The sequence below is a fragment of the Bradyrhizobium sp. USDA 4011 genome, from assembly GCF_054063415.1.
On record NZ_JBSSGG010000001.1, the window covers coordinates 4,460,791 to 4,486,183 of the forward strand.

The following is a 25,393-nucleotide window of genomic DNA, read 5'->3' on the forward strand; positions in this document are numbered from 1 at the left end:
CGCAACAGACCGCGTCCGCTATCAATAACTGTCATTCAGTCCATCGTAACTTGCAACCTGGAACTGCGGCCTCGATGCAACACAAGCGCGCAAGGTTGCCGTGCAAGACCAGCCGAAGAAAAATCGTTCAAAATGCGCGTGTCTTGTTGAACAAGCAGCACCGGACCGGTGCGCTGACGCAAAGGTGACGATCCCAAGCGAATTTTGAATCGACGCCCTCTTCCAGTCCTGTGCAGGCGCTGCTCTATAACGTCGGGTAGATTTCACGGCAGAACGTCGGCTCGCAGGAGAAGCGAACATGACACTGAACCCTACGGCCAGGAATTATCGCGTCGCGGTCGCCGCCTATGAGGCGGGCCGCCCCAGCTATCCGGCGGAGATCGTCGCCGCGCTGCCGCTGCAGGCCGCGCGCTGTGTTGTCGATCTCGGCGCCGGAACCGGCAAGTTCACTCGCCTGCTGCTTCCGCATTTGTCCGAGGCGGCGCGTCTGGTCGCGATCGAGCCCGTCGCCGAAATGTCCGCGAAACTCGCGAACGAAGCCGGGATCGAGGTCATCAACACCCACGCCGATGCGATCGGCCTCGAAACCGGCAGCGTCGATCTCGTGACCTGCGCGCAGGCGTTCCACTGGTTCGACAACGAGGCGTCGGTCGCCGAGATCGCGCGCCTCTTGCATCCCGGCGGTATGCTGGCGCTGGTCTGGAACAACAGGGATGACCGCGCACCGTGGGTCGACGCCTTGTCCGTCATGATCGAAGGCTACGCCGGAGATACGCCTCGGCAGCGGACAGGACGCTGGCGCTGGATATTGAAAGACCCTCGCTTCGCGCTCGAGAAGGAAATCGTGCAGGAGCATCCGCATCGGATGGCGCGACAGGGTGTCTATGAACGCGTCGTGTCGACGAGCTATGTCGCCAATCTTCCCGACGCCGAAAAGGCGGTCCTTCGCGACAAGACCGATGCCATCCTGCGTGAGGCCGGCCTCGGTGATGCCGACGAGGTGGTGTTTCCCTATGTCACGCAGCTCTTTTTGCTGAAGCGGACGTAGAGCGTTTTCGAGACCTCGCTATTGCGCGGCGCGTCCTTGCTCGACGGCCTGCTTCAGGCGCGGCAGCGTCATGCGCCAGTAGAACGCGACGTGCTTCGCACCGGAGTCGGCGCCGATTTCCCAACCGTCCCCGCGCCGAATCGGCGACGGCGGCACCTGCTGGGTGACGGTCAGCAACGTCTCACCGCCGTCAGCCGCGAGCGTCATCGTGATTGTTGCATAGGATTGCGGAATATCCGGCAGGCCGGAGACCTGCGACCAATAGGAGTAAGCGAGCCGGGACAGCGGCTCGACATGGAGCACGTAGCCCTTGTCGCGATAGCGCTTCGCGCCGATCTCGGCCTCGATCTCGATCGGTGCGCCGATCTGCCAATCGGTGTTGAAATGCGCGTTGCGCCATAGCTCGCCGGCCCTGGGATCCGTGATCGCGTCCCACACCTGTTCAGCCTGCGCGGCAATTCGGATCGATCCGGTGACAGTCTGCAAGGCCAGCGGTTCATCCGTCATTGCATGCTCACTTGTCGCTCACGACTTTCCATTTTCCGTCCGCGCCACGTCGCAGCGCCGGATCGCCGATGCGGATGTGTTGCGCGAGAAAGTCGATGAAGGCACGTACCCGCGCCGGCAGCGGGCCGGCGTGGCCGACATAGACCGCGTGGATGTCCTCGCGATCGCCGGGATTCAGGTTTTGCAACACCGGCACGAGACGTCCGGCATCGATGTCGGGACCGATGTGGAACAGCGCCAGCCGTCCGAGCCCGATGCCGCCGAGCGTAAGTTGGCGCGCGGCTTCGCCGTCGCTGACGCGGGCGACCGGCGGCGGCAGCGCCTCCTCGATTTTTTCAGCGCGGCGGAACGGCCAGCCGCGGATGCTGCGCGGAAAGGTCCAGCCGATGCCGCGATGCGCCGCGAGGTCCGCCGGGGTTTTCGGCGTGCCGAAGCGCGCGAGATAGGACGGCGCGGCGACCATCACCATGCGGCTGGTGCCGAGCTTGCGTGCGATCAGCCGCGAGGCGCCGAGCGGGCCGACCCGGATCGCGACGTCGGCGCGTTCCTGCATCAGATCGACCAGCGTGTCGGTCAGCACGATGTCGAGCGTGATGTCGGGATGCTCGCGCATGAAGCGTGGCAGCAGCGGCATCACATGCAGCATGCCGAACGGGATGTTGCTGTTCACGGTGAGATGGCCGCGCGGCACGCAGGAGGCGGCCTCGCGTTCGGCCTCGTCGATGTCGGCGAGGATGCGCTGGGCGCGCTGATAGAAGGCCTGGCCCTCCTCGGTGAGCTGCAGCTTGCGGGTGGTGCGGTTGACCAGCCGCGTGCCGAGCCGCGTCTCGAGCCGGGAGACCAGCTTGCTGACGCCCGACGGCGTCAGCCGCAGGCTGTTCGCGGCCGCCGTGAAGCCGCCGAGATCGACGACGCGGACGAACACGTCCATCTCCCCGGAGCGGTTGGTGTCTGTTCGGGACATCTTGAATTCACGTCACAAATGATTGGATTGCGGCCATTCTAATCCTTCCTCGTCCGGACCGCTATGTCGCATTGCGGAATCCTTCCCTCCGGAGCGACACATGCCTGCTGCAGTCCTTGCCTTGACCGCCGGTGCCTTCGGCATCGGCACCACCGAATTCCTCATCATGGGACTGCTGCTGCAGGTCGCCGCCGACATGCATGTGTCGGTCTCCGCCGCGGGGCTGCTCATTTCCGGCTACGCGCTCGGCGTGTTCGTCGGCGCGCCGATCCTGACGCTGGCCACGCGGCGGATGCCGCGCAAGGCGGTGCTGCTGGCGCTGATGGCGATCTTCACGCTCGGCAACGCGGCCTGCGCGCTGGCGCCGAACTACGAACTGCTGATGGCGGCGCGCATTCTGACGTCGCTGGCGCACGGCACCTTCTTCGGCGTCGGCTCGGTGGTCGCGACCAGCCTCGTGCCGGAGGACAAGCGCGCGTCGGCGATCGCCACGATGTTCATCGGGCTGACGGTCGCGACCCTGCTCGGCGTTCCCTTCGGCGCGTGGTTCGGCCTGATGCTGGGCTGGCGCGCGGCATTCTGGGCGGTGGCGGCGATCGGCGTGATCGCCTTCGTCGTGCTGGCGATGCTGGTGCCCGGCCATGTCGGAGCCAACGACAAGCCGGCGCCGCTGCGCGAGGAGCTTGCCGTGCTCGGCCGCCCGCAGGTCCTGCTCGGGCTTGCGATGACGGTGTTCGGCTTCGGCGGGCTGTTCGCGGTCTTCACCTATGTGCAGCCGATCCTGACGCGGCTCACCGGATTTTCCGAGGCAGCGGTGTCGCCGATCCTGCTGGTGTTCGGTGCCGGCCTCGCGATCGGCAATGTCGCGGGCGGCCGGCTCGCCGACGAGGGAGTTGCGCGTGCGCTGCTGGTATCGCTCGGCGGCCTCGCCGCCGTGCTGGTCGCGCTGGCGGCGGTGATCTCGATCAAGGCGTTGGCGGTCGCCCTGTTGTTCGTGCTCGGCATCGCCGCGTTCGCGACCGTCGCGCCGCTGCAGCTCCGCGTGCTGGAGGCCGCAGGCGTGGAAGGTCGGACGCTGGCGTCCAGCCTGAACATCGCGGCCTTCAATCTCGGCAACGCGCTCGGCGCTTGGGCGGGCGGCGTCACCATCGATCGCGGTCTTGGTCTCGGCGCGCTGCCGCTGGTTGCCGCCGTCATCACCGCGGTCGGGCTGCTGCTTGCGCTCTGGAGCCTGCGCCTCGACCGGCCGGCGGTCCTCGCCACGCAGTGCCCTGCGGAATGAACCGGATCAAAGGAGTATGACGATGGAATATCGCAATCTCGGCGCGTCCGGCCTCAAGGTCCCCGTGCTCAGCTTCGGCACCGGCACCTTCGGCGGCCAGGGACCCTTGTTCTCGGCCTGGGGCCGCAGCGGTGTCGACGAAGCGCGGCGGCTGATCGACATCTGCCTCGATGCCGGCGTCAACTTGTTCGACACCGCCGACGTCTATTCGAACGGCGCATCGGAGGAGATCCTCGGCGCCGCGATCAAGGGCCGCCGCGACAAGGTCTTGATCTCGACCAAGACCGGCCTGCCGATGGGAGACGGCCCGCTCGATGCCGGCTCGTCGCGATACCGCCTCGTCGCCGCGGTCGACGCCGCGCTGCGCCGGCTCGGCACCGACTACATCGACCTCTTGCAGCTTCATGCCTTCGACGCCTTCACGCCGATCGACGAGGTGCTGTCGACGCTCGATGCGCTGGTGCGCGTCGGCAAGCTGCGCTATGTCGGCGCCTCGAATTTCTCCGGCTGGCACCTGATGAAATCGCTCGGCATCGCCGAGCGGCACGGCTGGCCGCGCTACGTCGCGCACCAGGTCTATTATTCGCTGGTCGGCCGCGACTATGAATCCGAGCTGATGCCGCTCGCGCTCGACCAGGGCGTCGGTGCGCTGGTCTGGAGTCCGCTCGGCTGGGGCCGGCTCACCGGCAAGATCAGGCGCGGGCAACCATTGCCGAAAAACAGCCGCCTGCATGAGACCGCGCAGTTCGGGCCGCCGGTCGACGACGAGAAGCTTTACGCGATCGTCGACGCGCTGGACGTCGTCGCCACAGAGACTGGCCGCAGCGTGCCGCAGGTCGCGATTGCTTGGCTGCTGGCGCGGCCCAGCGTGTCGTCGGTGATCATCGGCGCGCGCGATGAAGCGCAGCTTCGCGACAATCTCGGCGCGGTCGGATGGTCGCTTTCGGCAGACCAGATCGCGCGTCTCGACAGAGCGAGCGCGGTGATGCCGGCTTATCCGTACTACCCTTATCGAATCCAGGACGGCTTTGCGCGGCTCAACCCGCCACCGGTGTGAGCCGGCCGCCGGCCCGCCGGCATCATGGTCTCACGCTTGCGCGGAATGTTTGCAGACCTGCCGGCGATATTCCGCCGGCGTGACGTTCATGTGCTGCCGGAACACGCGATTGAGGTGGCTTTGATCGGCAAAGCCGCTCAGCAGCGCGATCTCCTTCAGCGCAACGCGGTCCTTGCGCAGATGCTGGCACGCGTGCTCCACCTTGCGCCGCAGGACATAGGCATGCGGCCGCGTGCCGTAATGCACGCGGAATTTGCGGGCGAACTGGATCGGCGTGCAATTGCAGATGTTCGCGAGCTCTTCCAGCGTGATGTTCCGGAAAATGTTCTGCTCGATATAGTCCTCGATCAAGCGCGCATGTGCCGGGCGAAAGCGTCCTTGCGCGCACGGCATCTTGAATTCGATCGCCGCATATTTCCGCAGGATGTGCACGCTGGCCTGCAGCGCCAGCGCGTCATAGCAGAGGCGTCCGCCCGGACCGCCTGCGGCAACCTCCTGGACCATCTGGTCGTTGATCCAGGTCAGCATCGGGTCTTCGGCCTTGAGCAGGTCGTGAAGCTCGATCGCCTCGGCGTCGCGGTCGAAGGCATCGCTCGCGGTCTTCATCATGAGCGCTGGAGCGATATAGAAATGGGTGACCTCGATGTCGTTCTTCCAGTGCCAGCTCGATGGCTCGGCGCGGGTCAGCAACGACGTGACGCCGCGACCGACGTGATCCTGCTTCCACGCGCCGGTGACGCGACGGTTCATCGACGTCACGCCGTCGCGATAGAGCACGAGCAGGAAGTTTTCCGACGGGGGAACCCAGATATCCGATGGTTTGTAGCGGAAAATCCGCAGCCGGAAGTCGCTCCTCCCGACTGAGGCGCTGTCCAGCTTCATCTCTCCGGGCGCGTAGCGCGGCAGCTCCTCGACCGTGATCAATTGGCCCATCGCGCGAGCCTCCTCCGTGGATCCGTGGCGCGGTTGAGCGCTTCTTCTTGGCTGGACGTCTGGAGCGCAGGATAGGCCGCTTTCGCGGTTTGCCAAGCCGACCAACGGCCGATGGCTCGATTGAACGGCCGCGTTCCAGAGATTGTCGGTTTCATCCAAGCCGCTCGGTCGCACAATCCGTAGCCTGCTCTGCGTCTCGGCGACAACGCCAGTGGCCGAGACCCAATTGACGCAACGCACCATCACCCGGCGACACGGCGGGTATGAGCGCGTGCGAAGCAAGACAACAGGAGGAAACGATGGCCGAGACCGTCACAAGGTCGAATGGAAGCAATGGTGCGCGTGCAACGACCAGGCTCGACGCCGTGGTCGTCGGCGCCGGCGTCGCCGGTCTCTATCAATTGTTCCGCCTGCGTGAGCAGGGACTGAGTGTGAAGGCAATCGATGCCGGTTCAGGCGTCGGCGGCACCTGGTACTGGAACCGCTATCCCGGCGCCCGCTTCGATTCCGAAGGCCACACCTATCAGTACCTGTTTTCCGAAGAACTCTACAAAGGCTGGAGCTGGAGCGAGCGGTTCCCGGGCCAGCCGGAAATCGAGCGCTGGCTGAACTACGTCGCCGACCGTCTCGACCTCCGAAAAGACATCCAGTTCGGCACCACGGTGAAGAGCGCGCACTTCAACGAGGCGACGCAACGCTGGCTGGTGACGACGGACCAGGGCGATGTGATCGACGCGCAATTCCTGGTCACCTGCTGCGGCATGCTCTCGGCGCCGCATGTGTCCTTCCCCGGACAGGAGACCTTCAAGGGCGAGCTGTTCCATACCGCGCGCTGGCCCAAGGGACCGATCGAACTCGCCGGCAAACGTGTCGGCGTGGTCGGCAACGGCGCGACCGGAATCCAGGTGATCCAGTCGATTGCCGGCGAGGTCGGCCATCTCAAGGTCTTCATCCGCACCCCGCAATACATCATTCCGATGAAGAACCCGAAATGGGACGCGGCGGATGCCGAGGCCTACAAGTCGAAATTCAAGTTCCTTACCGAACGGCTGCCGAAGACGTTCACTGGATTCGAGTTCGACTTCGAGCACGTCTGGGCCGACCTGACGCCGCAGCAGCGCCGCCAGGTGATCGAGGACTGCTGGAATGACGGATCGCTCAAACTGTGGGTTTCGTCCTTCGCCGAATTGTTCTTCGACGAAGCCATCAACGCCGAGATCACGGAGTTCGTGCGCGAAAAGATGCGCGAGCGGATCAAGGACCCCAAGCTGTGCGAGCAGCTGATTCCGTCCGACTACGGTTTCGGCACGCACCGGGTGCCGCTGGAGAGCAATTTCCTCGAGGCCTTCCACCGGCCCAATGTCGAGATCGTCAGCGTCAAGAACAATCCGATCGCCCGCATCACGCCGGAGGGCATCCAGACCGCAGACGGCTCCGTGCACGCGTTCGACGTCATCATACTGGCCACCGGCTTCGACGCCGGAACGGGGGCGTTGACGCGCATCGACATTCGCGGTCGCGACGGACGATCGCTGAAGGATGATTGGGGCAGGGACATCCGCACCACGATGGGCTTGCAGGTTCACGGCTATCCGAACCTGTTCACGACAGCGGTGCCGCTCGCGCCCTCGGCGGCGCTTTGCAACATGACGACCTGCCTGCAGCAGCAGGTCGAGTGGATCGCCGACTGCATCAAGTATCTGCGCGGCAGGAACCTCAGCGTCATCGAGCCGACCAGAGGCGCCGAGGATCAATGGGTGGCGCACCACGACGAGACCGCCAACGCAACGCTGATCGCCAAGACCAACTCCTGGTACCTCGGCTCGAATGTCGAGGGCAAGCCGCGCCGGGTGCTGTCCTATTGCGGCGGCGTCGGCACCTATCGCCAGAAATGCGACGAGGTCGCCGCGAGCGGCTATCAGGGCTTCGCCGTGCAATAGCGCCTGATCGCGACTTGGCGCCGCAGTCTTCGTGAACCGGCGGCGCTGCCTGCGATCGACGATATCACAATCATTATGGGAGAAAGACAATGAGCACGAATTTCGGTGCGACGGCAGATGCGATTCTCGACGGCGTGGTGACCTCGAACCCGCGCGTTCCCGGCGTCGTTGCCATGGTGACCGACCGCCATCGCAACATCTACGAAGGTGCCGCCGGCAAGCGCCGCCTCGATCAGGCCGCGGACATGACGACCGACAGCGTGTTCGCCATCTTCTCGACCACCAAGGCGATCACCGGGACGGCCGTCCTGCAACTCGTCGAGGAAGGCAAGCTCGATCTCGATGCGCCGGCCAAGACCTACGCACCCGACCTCGGCAAGCTCCAGGTCATCGAGGGTTTCGACGACAAAGGCGAACCGCGGCTGCGTGCACCGAAGCGCGACATCACCACGCGTATGCTGATGGTTCACAGCGCGGGCCTGGGCTACGACTTCATCAATCACACCTACAATCGCCTCGCGCAGGAAAAGGGGCAGCCCAGCGTGATCACGGCGTCCAAGGCTTCGTTGATGACGCCGCTGCTGTTCGATCCCGGCGAGCGATGGGAATACGGCACCAACCTGGATTGGTGCGGCCAGATCGTCGAGGCGATCACGGGCCGGCGGCTCGGCGAGGTCTTCAAGACACGGATCTTCGAGCCGCTCGGAATCCAGGATACGGCATTTGAGCTCACTGACGCGATGCGCCGCCGGCTCGCCAGCATTCACGCCCGTAGCGCCGACGGCTCGCTCACGCCGATGGATTTCGAGCTGCCGGCCGATCCGGAGATCCATATGGGCGGTCACGGACTCTACGGCACCATCGGCGACTATATGCGCTTCATCCGGATGTGGCTGAACGACGGCGCCGGCGAGCATGGCCGGGTCCTGAAGGCCGAAACCGTGCGGATGGCGGAGAAGAACCATCTCGGCAACAACAAGGTCACCGCCATCACCGGCGTGATTACCTCGCTCGCCAACGACGCCGAGTTCTTCCCCGGCCAGTCGAAATCATGGGCGCTCAGCTTCATGATCAATGACGAGCAGGCTCCGACCGGCCGTCCCGCCGGCGCGCTCGGCTGGGCCGGCCTCGCCAACCTGTTCTACTGGATCGATCGCCAGAACGGTTTCGGCGGATTCTGGGCGACGCAGATCCTGCCGTTTGGCGATCCGACATCCTTCATCGGCTACATCAATCTCGAGACAGCATTCTACGAGGCCCTGAAGCTGCGCAAGGCGGGTTAGAACGTTCAAGCGAGGCGGACGGCGAGTTCGTTCCGATTTCATCGGAACGGCGCTGGTCGCGGCGTGCCGCGACCACCTCCGCTCGATCAGCACGCCGGCTGAGCCGTCGGGAACACCATGCGCATGCGGGCGCCGCCGGACGGCGCCTGATCGACCTCGATCCGGCCGCCGTGCAGACGCATGATGCTCTGCACCAGATCGAGGCCGAGGCCGGCGCCGCGTCCGCCGGGATGCAGCCGGCGGAACGGCTCCAGGATCTGCTCGCGCTCGTCGGGCGGAATGCCGTCGCCGTCGTCGCAGACCTCGAGGCAACCGGCTGTCGTCACCCGAACGAGGATCGTGCCGCGCCGTTGTCCGTGGTCGATCGCGTTCTGCACGAGATTGGTGAGGGCACGTTCGAGTGAGGTCTGGTCGCCGCTCACCATGACCGTCTCGACGTCGTGCTCAAACGACATTTCATATCCCGCCGCGAAGGCGAGCGGCGCGAGGTCGAGCACGACCTGCCGCGCGATGCCGACGAGATTGACGGGCCCGAACGTGTCGGCGCGCTGATCGAGCCGTTGCAGGTCCAGCAGTTGGCCCGCCATGACGCTGAGGCGTGTCGCGTCCTCGAGCAGATGGGTCTTCTCCGGTCCGGCCTCGAGCGAAGCGACCCGTGTCGAGAGAATCGCGATCGGCGTGCGCAACTCGTGCGCGGCATCGGCAAGGAAGCGGCGGTGGCGTTCGTAACCCTTGTCGAGGCGGTCGAGTGCGGCATTGATGGCCTTGACCAGCGGGGTGATCTCGATCGGCACCTCGTCGAGCGGCAACTGCGCGCCGCGCTGGTCGATGTCGATACGCTCGGCCTGCGCCGCGACCTGTGCGAGGCCCTTCATGGCCCGGCGTACCACGAACGGGGTCGCGACCAGCGTCGCCAGCGTCATCAGCACGACGATCGGCAGGATCATGTTGAGGAACAGCAGCGGTGTGCTCTCCAGCGCGCGCCACATCGAGAGCTGGCCGTAAGTGCCGGTCAGGATCTGGATCTGCCCTGCCGAGGTATCGACCCATTTGACGAGACCTGCGGGCCGCGTGGCTTCCGCCGCATTCCATTTGAGCCGCGCCTCGCTCACATGATCGAGCGCTGAGGCGATCGGCGCGAATTGTGCGGGCACCGCGCCTTCGGCCAACCGGTGTCCCTCGGCGTCGCGGATGACGAACCAGAGATCGGCGTGCTCGGCGCGCAAGGCGGCCAGTTCCGGCGTCTGGCGCAGCGTCAGTCCGCCCGCTTCATCGCGGGCGATGGCGTCGCGCAGCGTATCGAGCGTACTGCCTTCGTACTCGCCGATCAGCAGTCCCGCTCGCAGCAGCCCGATCGCGGCGGCTCCGATCAGCAGGATCAGGAGAGTCAGCGTGACGGCCTGCAGGCCCGCGAGGCGCCCGATCAGGCGCCAGGTCAGGGATCGCGGTCGCAGTACGCTCACGGTGTTTCCCGCAGCACATAGCCGAGGCCACGAACGCCGTTGATGGTGACGCCGGCGTCGGCCTCGGTGAGCCTGCGGCGCAAACGCGACACATGGGTGTCGAGCGCATTGGGCTGCACCTCGTCGTCGAGGCCGTAGACCGCCTCCATCAGCGCGGAGCGCTGCACCATGCGTCCCATCCGATGCAGCAGCGTCTCGAGCACCAGCCGCTCGCGACGCGGCATCTCCAGGGGATGTCCATCGACGCTGGCCTCGCGATGGGTGAAGTCGAACGACAGGCGGCCGATCCGCGCGACATGCTCCTGCACGCTCGCGGGGCGGCGCAACAGCGCGCGCAACCGCGCCAGCAACTCCTCGAATGCAAACGGCTTGCCGAGATAATCGTCGGCGCCGCTATCGAGACCCGAGACCCGGTCCGCGAGCTCGCCGCGGGCGGTCAGCACCAGCACCGGCACGGTGTTGCCGCTCGCACGCAGTTTCGGAATCAGCGACAGCCCGTCGCCATCAGGCAACTGGCGATCCAGCACGATCGCGTCGTAACTTCCCGCTGCGGCAATCGCCTCGGCTTCCAAAAGATCCGGCGCGTGATCGACCAGCATGTCGTGGCGCGCGAGTGCCGCACGCAGCGCCGCGACCATGTCCGGCTGGTCCTCCACCAACAGCACGCGCATTCGTCGTCCTTATCCCTGCATCGGTTCGTCATTCGATCCGCCGGCTTTATGCCCGATTCATTGCGGCAACCTTGCGGTTTTCTCCGCGCGAATGCGTCGCAAGCCAAATTTTCGCACGCGCGCGCATTCGCGACAGGCTAGCGCAACCTTCGCATGAGACAGAGACGTGCATCGGGACGGTCGAATCGTCTCGACACCGAACGACACTGCTCAACCGGCGGGAGCGTGCCACACATGATGGTGGGCACCCGCAATGCGAAAGACATGCGAATGGCCTTGTTAATGAATCCGTGGCGCCAGACCGATTGCGCGCTCATCGTGCGGGAGCTCCAGCATGTCGGCCGCTGACATCCTGCCGTTCGTCCGCGCCTGGGTGCGCAATCCGTTGCGTGTCGCCGCGGTCGCGCCGTCCGGGCCTGCTGTCTCGTCGCTCATGGCGCAGGAGATCACCGCGGACACCGGCCCCGTGCTCGAGCTTGGCCCCGGAACGGGCGTCTTTACCCGCGCGTTGCTGAAGCGCGGCGTCAGGCAGCAGGATCTGACGCTGGTGGAATACGGCTCCGAGTTCATCCCGCTGCTGCAGCGGCGCTTCCCGGGCGCGCGGGTGCTGTGGATGGACGCGGCCTGGCTGCGGAGGGAAAGGCTGTTCGATGGGGCGCCGGTCGGTGCGGTCGTGAGCGGCCTCGGGCTCCTCATGATGCCGCCGGAGAAAGTCATAACCATCCTCCACGGCGCCTTCGGCTATCTCCGCGCCGGCGGGGCGTTCTACCAGATCACCTATGGTCCGCGTTGTCCTGTCGCAGACGCGATCTTGGATCGCCTCGATCTGCAGGCGAACTGCATCGGGCAGACGTTCCTCAACCTGCCTCCGGCTTCCGTGTACCGGATCAGCCGCCGCCACTCCCACGCTTGACCGAGACGCCATGGACACGTCGAGCACGATCGCGATGTTTCTGCACTTCGGCCTGGTGGGCATCGGCTGCCTCGCCGTCGCCGAGAAGTTCGTTCCGCTGCTGCCGTCCTACGTCCTGCTGATGCTGCTCGGCTTGGCGGTCCCCGACGGCACGATGCTCGCGATGACCATCCTCGCGACCAGCGTCGGGTCCGTCGTCGGTGCCGTCGGCTGGTACGGGCTCGGGCGCGCGCTCGGCTCGCGGCGCATCGAAGGGCTGGTGGCGCGCTATGGCAAGTTCGTGTTGCTGCGGCCTTCGCTCTACCGACAGCTCACCGACGCCTATCGCGGCAATCATTTCTGGGTGACGTTGATCGGTCAGACGCTGCCCACCGTGCGGATTTACCTCGCTCTCCCGGCCGGGGTGTTGCACCTGGAGCCGCGCGCCTTCGTGATGGCGACGGCGATTGGCACCGTGATCTGGAACATGCCGTTCCTCACTCTCGGCTATGCCCTGCGCGGAAGCAGCCACGATCCGGTCAGCCTCGGCTTCTGGGTGGTGGTCATCCTGATCGCCGTGGAGGTCGCGCTGTTCCTGGGGTTTCGCTTCTATAAGCGCTCGCTCGCGCCGCGCCCTCTCGGGGAGCCACGCTTACTACCCTCACGCTTGCCGGTGGAGGAAGGCGTATGAGAGCCCTGCTGTCCCGCCTGCGGCCCGGCTCGGATACGCTCGAGCGTGCAGCCGCGACCCTGCTGGTCCTGGCCGCGAGCTATCAGTTCGGTCACGCTGCTTCCGGCGGGCGATATCGCGCGGCCGAGTTCGCGCTGCTGGTGCTTATCGCAGGCATCTATTGGCACCGCTCGATCTTCAGGCGATGCGCCAGCCGCGATGTCACGAAGGTTCTCGCGGGATTGGCCGAGGCCATGGCGGCGGCGTTTCGACCGGACGGCGGCAAAGCCGACTCCCGATTTGCGATGCATGGGGCAAGCGATCGCGCGGAAGCGAGGCGGGCCGCGCCGCGGGATGTCGTCAAGGTCAGGAGCCTGTTTATCTCCGACGTCCATCTCGGAACCCGGGGATGCCAGGCCGAGCGGTTCATCGACTTCCTCCGCCACCATGATGCCGAAACCGTGTTCCTGGTCGGCGACATCGTCGATGGCTGGTGTCTGCGGTCGAGCTGGTACTGGCCAACGGCGCACAATGCCGTCGTGCGGGAGCTGATCGAGCTCGCGCAACGGGGCCGTCGCCTGGTCTACATTCCCGGCAATCACGACGAGTTCCTGCGTGACTATGCCGGCGCGGCGTTCTGCGGCGTCGAGATTGTCGAACGGGCGATCCATCGTGGCCTCGACGGCCGCGACTATCTCGTCGTACACGGCGATCATTTCGATCTCGTGGTGCGGCATGCGCGCTGGCTCGCGCTGATCGGCGATGTCGGCTATCGCGCCGCGCTGGCCTGCAACGTCTGGCTCAACTGGGTCAGGCGCCGATTTGGGTTCGGCTATTGGTCGTTCTCGTCCTGGGCGAAGTTGCGGGTCAAGAATGCGGTCAACCACATCGGCCGGTTCGAGGAGGTGCTGTCATCGGAAGCCGCGCGCAGCAACGTTCAAGGCGTGATCTGCGGCCACATCCATCATGCGGCGCTGCACGACGATTTCGGCGTCCGCTACATCAACACCGGGGATTGGGTGGAGTCGTGCACGGGCGTGGTCGAACGCTATGACGGGCAGTTTGAAATCGTCAGATGGACGGAAGCGCGGGCGGCGTTGAATAGGGCAGACCTCGCGCCGCTCACGCAGGCGGTCGCCTGATGCGCGTGCTGGTGGCAACCGACGCCTGGCGGCCGCAGATCAATGGTGTGGTCCGCTCACTCGAATATCTCGCCAGTGAAGCGCCGTCGCTCGGCGCGGAAATCTCCTTCTTGACGCCGGCCGATTTCCGCACCGTGCCGTTGCCCGGCTATCCGGAAATCCGGCTCGCGCTGCCGACGGTCGGGCGGATCGCGCGCGCGATCGCAGCTGCGCGCCCGGACTCGGTGCACATCGCGACCGAAGGTCCGATCGGATGGATCAGCCGGCATGTCTGCCGGACGCGCGGCTATCCGTTCACGACCAGCTACCACACGCGCTTTCCCGAATATCTAGCCGCGCGGCTGCCGGTTCCGCTGCGGTGGAGCTATGCGGCGTTGCGCCGTTTCCACAATAGCGGAGACGGCATCATGGTCGGCTCGCCGTCGCTCGAGCAGGCGCTGCAGGCGCACGGCTTCCGCAAATTGATGCCGTGGTCGCGCGGGGTCGACGCCGAGCTGTTTTGTCCGCGTACAGAGCGGCCGCTCGCCTTCCCGGCACCGGTGTTCCTCTATGTCGGCCGCGTTGCGGTCGAGAAGAACCTCGACGCCTTTCTCGGTCTCGACCTGCCGGGCTCGAAAGTCGTGGTCGGGGACGGGCCGCTGCGCAGCAGCTTGCAGGTCCGGTTTCCGCACGTCCATTTTCTCGGCACGCGGACGGGCCGCGCGCTCGCCGATGTCTATGCGTCCGCCGACGTCATGGTATTTCCAAGTCTGACCGATACGTTCGGGATGGTGATCCTCGAGGCACTGGCCAGCGGCCTGCCGGTCGCGGCCTTTCCGGTGATGGGCCCGCTCGATGTGATCGGCAAGTCGGGCTGCGGTTGTCTCGATCACGATCTGCGCCGCGCGGCACTCGGCGCGCTGCTGGTGCCGCGCGAGAAATGCCGCGCCCACGCCCTGACCTTCACCTGGCGGGAAAGCGTGCGGCAGTTCCTCGACAACATCGGACGGGCGCACGCCTCGGCGGCGCGCGCAGCAGTCGCGCGAGGCTGACGCTGCGCTCGATTCGCGGGCCGACTAGCTGCCCAGCAATTCGGTGATCAGCCCGGCTGCCTTGATCCCGGTGCCGCTGATGATGACGACGGTGCGCTCGGCCGGCCGGATCGCGCCGCGCGCCGCCAGGACGTCGAGCGCGGCGGCGGCCGAGGCCGAGGTCGGCTCGACGAACAGGCCGGTACGCGCCAGCCGCTTCAATGCGGCGACGATGCCGTCTTCGGGAATTGCGACGGTACCGCCGCCGCTCTCCTTCAGCGCTGCGATCATCTGCTTCAGGCGCAGCGGATGCTTGATCGCGGTGCCTTCGGCGATGGTCTTGTGGACCGCGCGATCGACCGGCGTATCGACGCCGGCGACGAAGCTGGCATCGACCGGCGAGCAGTTGAGCGGCTGGGCCGCGAACAGCCGCGGCAGCCGCGTGATCTGCCCGGCCGCGAGCAGCTCCTTGAAGCCGATATAGCAGCCGAGCAGGCTGCTGCCGGCACCGACAGGCATGATGACATTGTCGGGCGCGGTGAAGCCAAGACCTTCCCAGATCTCGTAGGCCAGAGACTTCGTGCCTTGCAGGAAGAACGGCTGCCAGTTGTGGCTGGAGTAGAAGATCCGCTTCGACTGGCGGATCGCCTCCGCCTCGGACTCCTCGCGCGGGCCTTCGACCAGTTGCACCTCGGCGCCGAAGGCGTGCATCTGCGCCACCTTCATCGGCGATGTCGTCGCCGGCGCAAGGATCCTGACCCGCATGCCGCCCGCCGCGCCATAGGCCGAGACCGACGCGCCGCCATTGCCGGAGCTGTCCTCCAGCACCGCGTCGACGCCGAGCTGGCGCAGGAAGGACAGCATCACCGTGGTGCCGCGATCCTTGAAGCTCGCGGTCGGGTTGAACCATTCCAGCTTGAAATGCGGCCGCAGATCGCCCCACGCCTTCTCGACCGCGGGCGTGCAGCCTTCGCCCATCGTGATCGGCTGCTTGATCTCGACCGGCAGCGCCGCGCGATAGCGCCACAGCGACCGCGTCCCGCGCTCGACCTCGTCGCGAGAGATGCCGGGCAGCGCTGTGACGAGCAGCGGCTTGCCCTCGTCGGAGCACCAGCGCGGGACATCCAGCGGATAGAGCTTTCCGTTGAGCGGGTCGATGTAGCTGGGTGATGGCATCTCGGTTCGGTCCTCAAGTCGCGCGCCGGCCGGACATCTCGCGACCGAGCACGAAGGCCGGCAAGGTCGCAAGGCTGTCACGAACAACGATCGGGGCGGGCGCCCCTTCCGGCAGGTTCATTCCGGCCCGATTATGCCACCAAGTCGGCAACTGCACACGTGCCGTGCCGAACAGATCATAGCCCGACCCGGCGACGAACAGGCATCGATTGGCCGGGACCGGCAGTTCGTCGAGCGCGAGCTGATAGGGTTGCGGCTGCGGCTTGTAATAGCCGGCGCGCTCGGCCGTCACGAACACCGTGAAGGGAACGCCGATGCGATCGGCGGCGATGCGGCCGAGCCGCTCCGAGCAGTTGGTCACGACGCCGAGCGCGACGCCCGCATCGTGCAGTGTTTGCAGAACATCGCGAACCTCGGGCCAGGGAACGAGCTCCGCGTAGCGCGCGCCGAGCTCCCCAGCCCGTTCGAACGGCAGCCCGACGTTGCGCGCCGCCTCGCCCACCAGATCCTCATAGGGACGGTAACGTCCGGTGGCGTAGGTGTTCCTGAGATACTCGGCTCGCCAGCGTAGCCCGGCTTCATCGGAGCCCGCGACCTTGTTCCAGAGCGTCCAGCTGTCGAGCAGCGCGGTCAGCAGATCGAACAGAACGGCGTCATAGGCTCGGGTCATCGGCTGCGCTCCGTCTGCTACCATCCGCGAAATCGCTCCCATTGCCTGACCGTGTCGGAGCCGGCGGCGACGACATGGTAGCGGTCGTGCTGGGCTCCGGTGGCGCAGGCATGATTCGGCAGGATCCGCACCTTCGTGCCGACCGGCAGCGTCACTTGCGGCGCTGTGCTGCCGGGACGGCGGGCGATGATGCCGTGCTCCTGATTGGTTTCGGTCACGATCAAATCGGGATAGGGCCGTCCATGAATGTCGCAGACGATGCCGTAGCCCTGGTCGATCGGCTGTTTCGCGGTGCCGCGATCGCGCGACAGCGCCATCCAGCCGGCGTCGATGAAGGTCCAGCCGCGATCGGCACGATGGCCGATCACCGTCGCGAGCACCGACAGCGCGATGTCCTCGACCGCGCAGACCCCGATCCCGGCCATCACCAGGTCGAACATCACGAAGACGCCGGCGCGCACCTCGGTGACGCCGTCGAGCCGGCCGGCGAAATGTGCCGTCGGCGTCGAGCCGACGCTGACCATGGGGCAGGGCAGTGCGGCTGCGCGCAACGCCTCGGCGCAGGCAACCGCGGCGGCGCGCTCCTGCTCGGCCGCCTGCTCGAGCGCCGCCACGCTACGGCAGGAATAGGATTCGCCGGCATGCGCCATGACGCCGCGCAGTTCGGCATCGCCTTGATGCAGCGCGCGGCCGATCTCGACCAGCAGCGGATCGTGCGCGCCGACACCCGCGCGATGGCCGTCGCAATCGATCTCGATCAGCACGGGAATGCGGTCGTTCGTCATGCGCGCCATCGCGGTGACGGCGGCCGCCTGCTCCATGCTGTCGAGCACCACGGACAGGTCCACGCCCTGCCGCCGCAGCGCGGCGACGCGATCGAGCTTTTGCGGCGCGATGCCGACGGCGTAGAGGATGTCCTTGACGCCTGCCGCGGCAAAGACCTCGGCCTCCTGGAGGGTCGAGACCGCCGCCGGGCCGCCTGGGCCGTCCATCACGGCGCGCGCCGCCGGAATGGATTTCGCGGTCTTCAGATGCGGGCGCAGCGGCACGCCGAGCCGCGACAGCCGCGTCTTCAGGCGGGCGATGTTGTGCAGCATCCGGTCCTCGTCGAGCACGAGGCAGGGCGTCTCGATATCGGCAAGCGGATGCGAGGCGTTCAAAACAGGGGCTGATGACATCCGGCGAGACTAGCCGTTTCCATGCTAAGTACAATTTACCGAATGTCATTCTTATATTAAGTCTGGACTTAATGCTCTCGACCGACGACATCCGCTTCTTCCTGGCCATCGCTGCGGCCCGGTCGCTCGCGGCCGCGGCGCGGGCGCTCGACGTGACGCCATCGGCGGTCTCGCAGCGGCTGCAGAGCCTCGAGCAGCGCCTGGGCGTTCAACTGGTCAGCCGTTCGGCCCGGCGGCTGACATTGACTGACGAGGGCGAGCTGCTGGTGCTGCGCGGCGGCACGCTGCTCGACGAGGCGACGGAGTTGACGGAAGCGCTGCAGGCGCGTCGCGGAACCATCGCGGGCCATCTGAAGATTCTTGCGCCGCTCGGCTTCGGACGCCGCTACATCGCCCCGGCCGTTGCGGCCTTCCGATCCCGCCATCCCGACGTGTCGGTCGAGCTCGAACTGTCCGATCGGCCGGGACGTGCCGCAGCGAGTGCGTGGGATGTCATGATCCATATCGGTGCGTTGAAGGACTCCACCTTCGCCTGCTGCGCCTTGCGCCCAATGAACGCTTGCTCTGTGCCTCGCCGGCCTATCTGAAGCGCCGCGGAACGCCGGCGAACCCGCAGGAGCTGCGCGCGCATCAATGCATCGCGTTGCGCGAGAACGAGGAGGACGTGACGCTCTGGCGCTTCTCGCACAGGCGCGCGCCGGCGCAGCCTGACGTCATCAGGATCGAGCCGATGCTGTCGAGCAATGACGGCGAGGTGGTGAAGGCCTGGGCGCTGGCGGATCACGGCCTGATCGTCAGGTCGGAGTGGGATGTCGCCGAGGATCTCGCCGGTGGCCGGCTGGTGCGGGTCCTGCCGAACTTTCGCCTGCCGCCCGCTGATATCGTCGCGCTGCTCAATCCCGGCCGCGGCGGCCGGGCCAGGCGCACGCAGGCTTTCGTCCAGCATCTGCGCACCGCCCTCGTGCCGCCGCCGTGGCGCAGCAGGCCGCGCTGACAGACGTCGCGATCGCTTACGCCGCGCCGGCCTGCCTGCTCAGATAGATCCTGGCAAAGTCGAGGTACCAGTCGAGGCAGCCGGGATTGGCCATCGCGTCGCGGTTGATGACCTTCTCGACGGGGTGGCCGAGCAACAGCTTCTTGACCGGCAACTCCTGCTTCTTGCCGGACAGCGTGCGCGGAATCTCGGCCACGACGAAGATGTCGTTGGGCAGGAAGCGGCGCGACAGCCCGGCCTCGACCGCTTTGTTGATCTTTGCCTTCATCGCGGCATCGAGGACAATGCCCTCGCGCAGCACCACGAACAGCGGCATGTAGCTGTCGCGGCCGAGATATTCGAGGTCGACGACCATCGAATCCAGCACCTCCGGCAGCGCCTCGATTGCCGAATAGAGCTCGCTGGTGCCCATCCGCAAGCCGTGGCGGTTGATGGTGGCGTCGCTGCGGCCGTAGATCACGCAGGAGCCGTCGGGGTTGATCTTGAGCCAGTCGCCATGCCGCCACACCGGGCCGCGGCCGGTGCCGTCGAAATTGTCGGGATAGGTCTCGAAATAGCTCGCCATGTAGCGCGCATTGCCGGGATCGTTCCAGAAGCGCAACGGCATCGAGGGCAGCGGCTCGGTGCAGACGAGCTCACCGACTTCGTCGATCACGGCACGGCCCTGCTCGTCGAAAGCTTCCACCGCGCAGCCGAGCAGCCGGCATTGCATGATGCCCGGAGTCTGCGGCAGTTCACGATTGCCGCCGATGAAGGCGCCGGCGAAATCGGTGCCGCCGGAGATATTGGCCCACCACATGTCGGCCTGCGCGGCGTTGCCATTCTGCGTCGAAAGCGCGGCGAAGCGCTCGTTGAACCAGGCTTGCGTGTCGGCTGACAGCGGCGAGCCGGTCGAGCCGAGCGTGCGCAGGCCGGAGAGGTCGCCGACATCAGCGAGATCGATCTCCGCCTTGGTGCAATTGGCGAAGAACGCCGCGCCCGCGCCGAAGAAGGTCGCCTTGGCGTCGGCGACGAAGCGCCACAGCGTGGTCCAGTCCGGCTTGTCCTTGGTGCCGCCGGGACTGCCGTCGAAGATGCAGCAGGTCGTGCCGTTGAGCAGGCCGTTGGTCTGACAGTTCCACATGATCCAGCCGGTCGACGAGTACCAGTGAAAGCGTTCGCCGAACGAGTTCGGCTGGTAGCTGCAGCCGATGTCGTTGTGCAGGGTCGAGAGCGGCAGCGCCACGACGATCACGCCGCCATGGCTGTGCAGGATCGGCTTCGGCAATCCCGTGGTGCCGGAGGAGTAGACGATCCAGAGCGGATGATCGAACGGGAGCCATTCGGGCTCGAACGCGTCGATCTCCGCGCTCTCGCCCGCAAGGATGGATGACAATCGTATCTCTGACGGCGCGGCATCGCTGTGCAGGATGACATGCTCGACCGTCGGCAGCGCGCGCCGCAACTCCTCGATCACCGACTTCCGGTCATGGCGCCGGCCGGCATAGGTCACGGCGTCGCAGGCGATCAATACTTTCGGCTCGATCTGCTTGAAGCGGTCGATCACGGCGGGCGCCGCCATGTCGGGCGCGCAGACGCTCCAGATCGCGCCGATACTCGCGGTCGCAAGAAACGCGATGATCGTCTCGGGGATGTTCGGCAGATAGGCCGCGACGCGATCGCCGGCGTGAACGCCCCTGGCCTTTAGGTGCAGTGCAAGCGCCGCTGATTTGCGCTGCAGCTCCGGCCAGCTGGTCTCCGAAAGCTTGCCGTCCTCGCCGCTCGAGATCAGGGCCGGCAGGCCGGCGGCATGCGCCGGCGCGACGTGCCGGAAAACCTGGCGCGCGTAATTCACCGAAGCGCCGGGAAACCACATCGCGCCCGGCATCTTGCGCTCGGCCAGCACCGCCGAATGCGGCGTCGGCGAGCGCAGATCGAAATAATCCCAGACGCTCTGCCAGAAGGCGTCGATATTGGTGACCGACCAGCGCCGCATTGCCTCGAAATCCGCAAACGCGAGGCCGCGCGTGTCCTTCAGCCATTGGCGGTAAAGGGCCATTTGCGGGACGTAAGGTGCTGTCATGGGCGTTTCCGAAATGTCTTGTGTTGTGGCATGCGCGATCGAGGCGTGCCTGCGTGTCTTAACATAGTGATGCGAACGCGGGGAACGCAGTCGCGCAGCAAGCTGCGTCATATTCTTACCGTCGTCGCAGCATGCTATTCGGTAGGGGTGCGGGCTGATTCCATGTGTATCCAACGAGCGAGCGGCGATGTCCGTCGGCGAACTTTTCATCCTCGGCTTCCATGGCAAGGCCATCCCGTCCTGGCTGAGGGAATTTGCCGCGCGGTTCGGGCTCGGTGGGGTGATCCTGTTCGACTATTCCTGCCAGACCCGGCAATACGACAACAATATCGCCTCGCCCGCGCAGGTGCAGTCGCTCTGCGCCGAGATCGTGGCGCTGCCGTCGCAGCCGCTGGTCTTCGTTGACCAGGAGGGCGGTCTGGTGCGCCGGCTCAAGGACGGGCTGGGTTTCCAGCCGTTGCCGAGCGCGAAGGATTTCAACCGGCTCGGCCATGCGGAAAAGCAGACGATCCTGGCTGCAAGCTATGGCGAGCTGCGTCGGCTCGGCATCCGCTACAACTTCGCGCCCGTCATCGACGTCGATTACAATCCCGACAATCCCAACGTCGGCAGGATCAAGCGGTCGTATTCGTCCGAGATCGGCGAGGTCGAGGCCAATGCCCGCCTGGTCGACGCTGCGGCGCGGCAGGCAGGCGTGGGTCTTTGCCTGAAGCATTATCCGGGCATCGGCGGCGCGCACGTCGATTCACATCTGGAGTTCATGGACATCTCCGATGCGCTACGACCGGAGCAGGAAGAACTATTCTACGCGCTGGCGCCGCAGATCTTCGGCGATGCGGTGCTGGTCAGCCACGCCATTGTCCGCCGGTGGGACGCGCAGCATCCGATGACCCTGTCGCCGGCGGGAATTGGCCGGCTGCGCCACCGGCTGCCCGCGACGCTGCTGATTACGGACGACATGCAGATGCAGGGGCTGCAGAAGGCGCTCGGCACCAGCGCGGCCAGCCTGCAGGCGATCGCCGCCGGCATGGACATGATCTGCATCGGCAACAATCTGCTCGACCAGGAGCAGGCGATGGCCGGCATCGCCACCGCGGTCGAGGGGGCAGCGCACGACGGATCGCTAGATCAGGCCGCGGTGCAGCGCTCCATTGCGCGGGTGCAACAGCGCAAGGCACTGCTCGCCTGACGGCATTGAACCAAATTCTCTGCCGCGCGACCATAGAGAGCGGAACCAAATTTCATTGCCGCGATTTAACAAAGACGCTCATCGGGGCTAACAACCATGAAGATGCTCAAGCGTCTCTTCCGATTGACCTGGCTACGCCGCGTCGCACGCAGCCCAGCCGATCTTCCACCTGCCTCCATCGATCCCGACGAATTCAGCCGCCTGCTTTGCAGCGGGCGCCGCCAGGATCTGCGGACACTGGCGAAGCGGCTGAGCCAGCGCACGCGGGCCCACGCATAGGCAATGCATCGGGTCAAAGGTGAACCGGTTCTGACTGATTCAGAACCGGTAAGTCCGGCGCATGGCTTCAACTCTACTCTCGCGGCCGGCTATTGTTTTGCCTTTTCATGCTTGTCGACTCCGACCGCCTTGTAATCGTAGGTCGGATAGAACTCGGTGTGGTAGGCGCCCCAGGCACTGTTCTCGATGACGCGGTTGACCTCGCGCAGCCGCGAGGCCGGTAGCCGCAGGGTCACCACCTGGCCGACCCCCATCATTACGTACCAGCTCACGACCTCGACACCTTCGGGCGGAAACGCCTTGTAGAAGCCCTGCCGCTCGAGTTGCGCATTCAACTCACCGAGCGGGCGTGACTGATCATGCCTGAAGAAGATGGTCACCATGATCGCGTCGTCTGACGTTGGCGCGGCATTGCCGGTCGGCGTGGTCTGGGCCCGCGCGCCGGTGCTGACCAACAGTGCTGCGGCGAGCGCCGCAATCGTCATCCAGGATCCAATCCGCCCGGTCCGCCCTCGCTTCATGGTCGCGCCTTTTTGTTGTTGATCGAGAGGCGGCGATCATCGTGGCGCATGCCGGGGCTGTAAATTGACATTCGCCTGACCCGACGCCGATCGACGCGACCTCGGGCCAATGTGATCCGTCTCATAAGCGCGGCGCCCGGCGTGCGGTAACTCGATGCGATCCCGATGCCCGGAGGTGGTCGATGACGACCCGGCGAATGGCGTATTGGTGGTTCAGGTTCGTCCTTTCGGGACGGTTCCTGCAGAAATTCCTTCGGCTCCGGCGCCCTTGATGTCTGACGGGCGGCACGTATCCCGCCCATTTCAACCTGAAGCCAAAGGCGGATGTGGGCGCGAATGCGGCCGGAAGCGCCTCGGGGAGGTAAAATTCCAGCTGTGGGATCATCGAGCTAGAGCGCCTCGATGTCCCGTAAGACTACTGTCCTTCAGCTCAAACAAGCGAGATTCGTTGCCAAATCAGCGGTAATCTGCGCCTGCTTGGCAGATCGGGGCCCGAGGTCACAGTTGCGTCACCCGTAGTTCTACGGAGTCCCGTGTTAACGCGGCCACAAGTTCACCTTCGGTAAACCATACTTATGACGCAACATGACAATCGAGCCGAGGCGCGCCTTCCGCCATGGATGGGCGGAACCGCGACGCTCGAGGCGCAGCCACCCGAGATTCAGGGAGCCGCCGGGCCGCGAACGCAGGTGACCGCGGACGCCGGGGCGGCGATCGTCCGGCAGTTCAACGGGCCGGTGACGGCGCTGCTGCTCTACATGAACGAGCTCAAACAGCACAGTCAGCAGTTCGCGCATGCGCCCGGCAACGGCGTCTATCTGCGGCAGGTGATCGAGAACGCGCTCGAGCAGACCGAGCGAGTGTCCGCGATGCTGAAGCAGATCTCCGATCTCTACCCGAATGCGATACCGGCCACCGATCTCAGGCCGCCGCTTGACGACAAGCCGGCAGACGCCCGGTCACCCGATGTCATGTTCACGCCGGAGGCAGGGCGCAAGCCGTTGACCAAGCGCGAGCGTGAGGTGCTCAGCCTGATCAGCGACGGCTATTCCAACAAGCAGGGCGCGCTGCGGATGAACATCAGCCCGCGCACGTTCGAGAGCCATCGCGCCGAGGCCATGCGCAAACTGGGTGCGCGCAACACCGCAGATCTCGTCCGCAAGGCCTTGTTGCACTCCGCATAAAGCGTTTTCAAGCGAAGCCTGCCTCGCACTTGATGCGGGGTGGTACCGGTTCGCGCAAAGAAAACGCGTCAAAACAAAAGTCCAGAGCCCGTCCGATTCCGTCGGAGCGGGCTCTGAGCGGTGAATTGGTTGGCGGTACTCAGAAATCGTCTTCCGCGGCGAAGCACAGGCGCGGCGCGAGCCGCTCGGCGGAAGCGGCTGTCTTCGGTTCGTCCGGAACAATCGTGACCACCCATGCCGCCGTCGCGCCGGACTTGCTTTCGACGATCGCGCGCACACGTCCCGTGACCGTCGCGCCGGCGGACCTGATGGTGGCGGTCCGGCCGTTGAACTGGGCCATGCGGAAGCGCCGGGCTTCCTTCCGGTCGGTGGTCTCGTACGTGAACATCGGCTCCCCCGTGCGTCCACGCGACTTTGCGGATGCAGCGTTATCCGACGGTGAAAATCGTACGCCGTAGAAGTACGGCTTGTGCGCCGGCGGGAGCGCTTTTGCGCAAAGCGGGGTAGCGGTTCGCGTGCAGAAGACGCGTCAAGAATGGCAGCTTTAGCCGCCGGTTTCCTGGCAGCCCAGCAGCCTCGCATACTGCGCCTTGACCGTGGCATAGCATTCGCACGCGGTCCTGATCAGTCCATCCGCATTGGTGATCTCGATGTGGCCGCGGCTGTAGTGGATGAAATTCGCCTGTTGCAAGGTATGCGCGACCAGCGACACGCTGTTGCGGCGTGCGCCGATCATCTGGGCCATCGCCTCCTGCGTCAGGGCGATCTTGTTGCTGCCGGAGAGATCGCGCGTCTGCAGCAGGCATCGCGCCAGCCGCGACTCGACGGTGTGCGCGGCGTTGCAGCCGGCCGTCTGCTGGATCTGGGCATAGACGGCGAGACCGTGCCGAATCAGCTTCGCTCGCAGAGTTGGGCTCTGGCCGGCGGCCGCCCGCAAGGCTTCGACCTCGATCGTCGAAGCGACGCCAGGCACCAGCACCACGGCGCTGTTCAGCGTGGGGGCTTCACCAAGCCCCGCGAACGCACCATAGATGCTGCCGCGGCCGACCATCGCGATCTGCACGCACACGCCTCTTGCCAGCTTGACCACCAGCGAGATCACCCCCTTGTGCGGCATGTATGTCCGCTCCAGCATCTCGTCGGTCTCGATCAGGACCGACTCGGCGGCGAGGTCGATCGTCCGCAAATAGGGCCGGATCAGCCCAAAATCGCTCTCCGAGAGCGAAGACAGAAATCCGTTGGGCGATCGCGGAACCGTATCCAAAGCAACCTCCTGCC

Annotated in this window: 24 protein-coding genes and 1 pseudogene; 13 read left to right on the plus strand and 12 right to left on the minus strand. The window is 65.6% G+C overall.

What is annotated here, in order from left to right; genetic code table 11:
* The first annotated feature begins 298 nt into the window (after positions 1-298).
* Positions 299-1,048 (plus strand): class I SAM-dependent methyltransferase, encoded by a 750-nt coding sequence (locus ACVW1C_RS20930; protein WP_456760024.1) that lies wholly within the window; start codon positions 299-301, stop codon positions 1,046-1,048.
* A gap of 18 nt (positions 1,049-1,066) precedes the next feature.
* On the opposite strand, the gene ACVW1C_RS20935 is transcribed toward ACVW1C_RS20930, so the two are convergent.
* On the minus strand, positions 1,067-1,555 hold the full coding sequence (locus ACVW1C_RS20935) for an SRPBCC family protein (protein WP_456760025.1): 489 nt from the start codon (positions 1,553-1,555) through the stop codon (positions 1,067-1,069).
* 7 nt (positions 1,556-1,562) lie between these two features.
* Positions 1,563-2,519 carry a LysR family transcriptional regulator gene (locus tag ACVW1C_RS20940; protein ID WP_456760026.1) on the minus strand — a complete coding sequence of 319 codons (957 nt, stop codon included), beginning with the start codon at positions 2,517-2,519 and terminating at the stop codon, positions 1,563-1,565.
* Between the two features lie 100 nt (positions 2,520-2,619).
* Between ACVW1C_RS20940 and ACVW1C_RS20945 the strand changes: the two genes are divergently transcribed.
* A complete protein-coding gene (locus ACVW1C_RS20945) occupies positions 2,620-3,801 on the plus strand; it encodes an MFS transporter (RefSeq protein WP_456760027.1) in 1,182 nt (393 codons plus the stop codon).
* Positions 3,802-3,823: 22 nt separating this feature from the next.
* Positions 3,824-4,858, plus strand: a complete 1,035-nt coding sequence (locus ACVW1C_RS20950) for an aldo/keto reductase (RefSeq protein ID WP_456760028.1) — start codon at positions 3,824-3,826, stop codon at positions 4,856-4,858.
* Between the two features lie 30 nt (positions 4,859-4,888).
* Here the strand turns inward: ACVW1C_RS20950 and ACVW1C_RS20955 are convergent, their stop codons facing one another.
* Complete coding sequence (locus ACVW1C_RS20955; RefSeq protein WP_456760029.1) at positions 4,889-5,791, minus strand: helix-turn-helix transcriptional regulator; 903 nt, start codon at positions 5,789-5,791, stop codon at positions 4,889-4,891.
* 299 nt (positions 5,792-6,090) lie between these two features.
* Here ACVW1C_RS20955 and ACVW1C_RS20960 point away from each other — a divergent pair, with 299 nt between their 5' ends.
* Complete coding sequence (locus tag ACVW1C_RS20960) at positions 6,091-7,731, plus strand: flavin-containing monooxygenase (RefSeq protein ID WP_456760030.1); 1,641 nt, start codon at positions 6,091-6,093, stop codon at positions 7,729-7,731.
* A gap of 89 nt (positions 7,732-7,820) precedes the next feature.
* On the plus strand, positions 7,821-9,014 hold the full coding sequence (locus ACVW1C_RS20965) for a serine hydrolase domain-containing protein (protein WP_456760031.1): 1,194 nt from the start codon (positions 7,821-7,823) through the stop codon (positions 9,012-9,014).
* Positions 9,015-9,100: 86 nt separating this feature from the next.
* Here ACVW1C_RS20965 and ACVW1C_RS20970 read toward each other — a convergent pair whose 3' ends face one another.
* On the minus strand, positions 9,101-10,468 hold the full coding sequence (locus ACVW1C_RS20970; RefSeq protein WP_456763128.1) for a sensor histidine kinase: 1,368 nt from the start codon (positions 10,466-10,468) through the stop codon (positions 9,101-9,103).
* Positions 10,469-10,473: 5 nt separating this feature from the next.
* On the minus strand, positions 10,474-11,148 hold the full coding sequence (locus ACVW1C_RS20975; protein WP_456760032.1) for a response regulator transcription factor: 675 nt from the start codon (positions 11,146-11,148) through the stop codon (positions 10,474-10,476).
* 334 nt (positions 11,149-11,482) lie between these two features.
* Between ACVW1C_RS20975 and ACVW1C_RS20980 the strand changes: the two genes are divergently transcribed.
* The 4 genes from ACVW1C_RS20980 to ACVW1C_RS20995 all read left to right on the plus strand — a co-directional run bounded on the left by ACVW1C_RS20980 (position 11,483) and on the right by ACVW1C_RS20995 (position 14,883).
* Positions 11,483-12,061: a class I SAM-dependent methyltransferase gene (locus tag ACVW1C_RS20980; RefSeq protein WP_456760033.1), complete on the plus strand. Its 579-nt coding sequence runs from the start codon at positions 11,483-11,485 to the stop codon at positions 12,059-12,061.
* 10 nt (positions 12,062-12,071) lie between these two features.
* Positions 12,072-12,731, plus strand: a complete 660-nt coding sequence (locus tag ACVW1C_RS20985; RefSeq protein WP_456760034.1) for a DedA family protein — start codon at positions 12,072-12,074, stop codon at positions 12,729-12,731.
* 284 nt (positions 12,732-13,015) lie between these two features.
* Positions 13,016-13,852 (plus strand): UDP-2,3-diacylglucosamine diphosphatase, encoded by an 837-nt coding sequence (locus ACVW1C_RS20990; protein ID WP_456763129.1) that lies wholly within the window; start codon positions 13,016-13,018, stop codon positions 13,850-13,852.
* On the plus strand, positions 13,852-14,883 hold the full coding sequence (locus tag ACVW1C_RS20995) for a glycosyltransferase family 4 protein (protein ID WP_456760035.1): 1,032 nt from the start codon (positions 13,852-13,854) through the stop codon (positions 14,881-14,883). The genes ACVW1C_RS20990 and ACVW1C_RS20995 overlap by 1 nt, the downstream gene beginning before the upstream one ends.
* A 24-nt stretch (positions 14,884-14,907) precedes the next feature.
* Here ACVW1C_RS20995 and ACVW1C_RS21000 read toward each other — a convergent pair whose 3' ends face one another.
* From ACVW1C_RS21000 to ACVW1C_RS21010, 3 genes are read right to left on the minus strand one after another with little or no spacing between them, the layout of a single operon-like run.
* Positions 14,908-16,038 (minus strand): threonine synthase, encoded by a 1,131-nt coding sequence (locus tag ACVW1C_RS21000; protein WP_456760036.1) that lies wholly within the window; start codon positions 16,036-16,038, stop codon positions 14,908-14,910.
* A 13-nt stretch (positions 16,039-16,051) separates the two neighbouring features.
* Entirely contained in the window at positions 16,052-16,708 is a 657-nt protein-coding gene (locus ACVW1C_RS21005) for an HAD-IA family hydrolase (RefSeq protein WP_456760037.1), read from the minus strand.
* A 17-nt stretch (positions 16,709-16,725) separates the two neighbouring features.
* Positions 16,726-17,886, minus strand: a complete 1,161-nt coding sequence (locus tag ACVW1C_RS21010; protein WP_456760038.1) for a DSD1 family PLP-dependent enzyme — start codon at positions 17,884-17,886, stop codon at positions 16,726-16,728.
* Positions 17,887-17,957: 71 nt separating this feature from the next.
* Here ACVW1C_RS21010 and ACVW1C_RS21015 point away from each other — a divergent pair.
* Positions 17,958-18,880: pseudogene (locus ACVW1C_RS21015) on the plus strand (LysR substrate-binding domain-containing protein).
* Positions 18,881-18,896: 16 nt separating this feature from the next.
* Here ACVW1C_RS21015 and ACVW1C_RS21020 read toward each other — a convergent pair.
* Positions 18,897-20,942 (minus strand): acetoacetate--CoA ligase, encoded by a 2,046-nt coding sequence (locus ACVW1C_RS21020; protein WP_456760039.1) that lies wholly within the window; start codon positions 20,940-20,942, stop codon positions 18,897-18,899.
* Between the two features lie 187 nt (positions 20,943-21,129).
* Between ACVW1C_RS21020 and ACVW1C_RS21025 the strand changes: the two genes are divergently transcribed.
* Positions 21,130-22,131: a glycoside hydrolase family 3 N-terminal domain-containing protein gene (locus tag ACVW1C_RS21025; RefSeq protein WP_456760040.1), complete on the plus strand. Its 1,002-nt coding sequence runs from the start codon at positions 21,130-21,132 to the stop codon at positions 22,129-22,131.
* A 96-nt stretch (positions 22,132-22,227) separates the two neighbouring features.
* Positions 22,228-22,410: a hypothetical protein gene (locus ACVW1C_RS21030; RefSeq protein WP_207833927.1), complete on the plus strand. Its 183-nt coding sequence runs from the start codon at positions 22,228-22,230 to the stop codon at positions 22,408-22,410.
* A gap of 89 nt (positions 22,411-22,499) precedes the next feature.
* Here ACVW1C_RS21030 and ACVW1C_RS21035 read toward each other — a convergent pair whose 3' ends face one another.
* On the minus strand, positions 22,500-22,931 hold the full coding sequence (locus ACVW1C_RS21035) for a hypothetical protein (RefSeq protein ID WP_456760041.1): 432 nt from the start codon (positions 22,929-22,931) through the stop codon (positions 22,500-22,502).
* A gap of 575 nt (positions 22,932-23,506) precedes the next feature.
* On the opposite strand from ACVW1C_RS21035, the gene ACVW1C_RS21040 reads away from it, so the two are divergent.
* A complete protein-coding gene (locus ACVW1C_RS21040) occupies positions 23,507-24,115 on the plus strand; it encodes a helix-turn-helix domain-containing protein (RefSeq protein WP_456760042.1) in 609 nt (202 codons plus the stop codon).
* Between the two features lie 139 nt (positions 24,116-24,254).
* On the opposite strand, the gene ACVW1C_RS21045 is transcribed toward ACVW1C_RS21040, so the two are convergent.
* Positions 24,255-24,503 (minus strand): hypothetical protein, encoded by a 249-nt coding sequence (locus ACVW1C_RS21045; RefSeq protein ID WP_456760043.1) that lies wholly within the window; start codon positions 24,501-24,503, stop codon positions 24,255-24,257.
* A 156-nt stretch (positions 24,504-24,659) separates the two neighbouring features.
* Positions 24,660-25,379 (minus strand): Crp/Fnr family transcriptional regulator, encoded by a 720-nt coding sequence (locus ACVW1C_RS21050; protein WP_456760044.1) that lies wholly within the window; start codon positions 25,377-25,379, stop codon positions 24,660-24,662.
* Positions 25,380-25,393: the final 14 nt, after the last annotated feature.

Coding starts and splice junctions, on each gene's coding strand:
- ACVW1C_RS20930 (WP_456760024.1), top strand. CDS start 299: ATGACACTGAACCCTACGGCCAGGAATTATCGCGTCGCGGTCGCCGCC.
- ACVW1C_RS20935 (WP_456760025.1), bottom strand. CDS start 1,555: ATGACGGATGAACCGCTGGCCTTGCAGACTGTCACCGGATCGATCCGA.
- ACVW1C_RS20940 (WP_456760026.1), bottom strand. CDS start 2,519: ATGTCCCGAACAGACACCAACCGCTCCGGGGAGATGGACGTGTTCGTC.
- ACVW1C_RS20945 (WP_456760027.1), top strand. CDS start 2,620: ATGCCTGCTGCAGTCCTTGCCTTGACCGCCGGTGCCTTCGGCATCGGC.
- ACVW1C_RS20950 (WP_456760028.1), top strand. CDS start 3,824: ATGGAATATCGCAATCTCGGCGCGTCCGGCCTCAAGGTCCCCGTGCTC.
- ACVW1C_RS20955 (WP_456760029.1), bottom strand. CDS start 5,791: ATGGGCCAATTGATCACGGTCGAGGAGCTGCCGCGCTACGCGCCCGGA.
- ACVW1C_RS20960 (WP_456760030.1), top strand. CDS start 6,091: ATGGCCGAGACCGTCACAAGGTCGAATGGAAGCAATGGTGCGCGTGCA.
- ACVW1C_RS20965 (WP_456760031.1), top strand. CDS start 7,821: ATGAGCACGAATTTCGGTGCGACGGCAGATGCGATTCTCGACGGCGTG.
- ACVW1C_RS20975 (WP_456760032.1), bottom strand. CDS start 11,148: ATGCGCGTGCTGTTGGTGGAGGACCAGCCGGACATGGTCGCGGCGCTG.
- ACVW1C_RS20980 (WP_456760033.1), top strand. CDS start 11,483: ATGTCGGCCGCTGACATCCTGCCGTTCGTCCGCGCCTGGGTGCGCAAT.
- ACVW1C_RS20985 (WP_456760034.1), top strand. CDS start 12,072: ATGGACACGTCGAGCACGATCGCGATGTTTCTGCACTTCGGCCTGGTG.
- ACVW1C_RS20990 (WP_456763129.1), top strand. CDS start 13,016: ATGCATGGGGCAAGCGATCGCGCGGAAGCGAGGCGGGCCGCGCCGCGG.
- ACVW1C_RS20995 (WP_456760035.1), top strand. CDS start 13,852: ATGCGCGTGCTGGTGGCAACCGACGCCTGGCGGCCGCAGATCAATGGT.
- ACVW1C_RS21000 (WP_456760036.1), bottom strand. CDS start 16,038: ATGCCATCACCCAGCTACATCGACCCGCTCAACGGAAAGCTCTATCCG.
- ACVW1C_RS21005 (WP_456760037.1), bottom strand. CDS start 16,708: ATGACCCGAGCCTATGACGCCGTTCTGTTCGATCTGCTGACCGCGCTG.
- ACVW1C_RS21010 (WP_456760038.1), bottom strand. CDS start 17,886: ATGTCATCAGCCCCTGTTTTGAACGCCTCGCATCCGCTTGCCGATATC.
- ACVW1C_RS21020 (WP_456760039.1), bottom strand. CDS start 20,942: ATGACAGCACCTTACGTCCCGCAAATGGCCCTTTACCGCCAATGGCTG.
- ACVW1C_RS21025 (WP_456760040.1), top strand. CDS start 21,130: ATGTCCGTCGGCGAACTTTTCATCCTCGGCTTCCATGGCAAGGCCATC.
- ACVW1C_RS21030 (WP_207833927.1), top strand. CDS start 22,228: ATGAAGATGCTCAAGCGTCTCTTCCGATTGACCTGGCTACGCCGCGTC.
- ACVW1C_RS21035 (WP_456760041.1), bottom strand. CDS start 22,931: ATGAAGCGAGGGCGGACCGGGCGGATTGGATCCTGGATGACGATTGCG.
- ACVW1C_RS21040 (WP_456760042.1), top strand. CDS start 23,507: ATGACGCAACATGACAATCGAGCCGAGGCGCGCCTTCCGCCATGGATG.
- ACVW1C_RS21045 (WP_456760043.1), bottom strand. CDS start 24,503: ATGTTCACGTACGAGACCACCGACCGGAAGGAAGCCCGGCGCTTCCGC.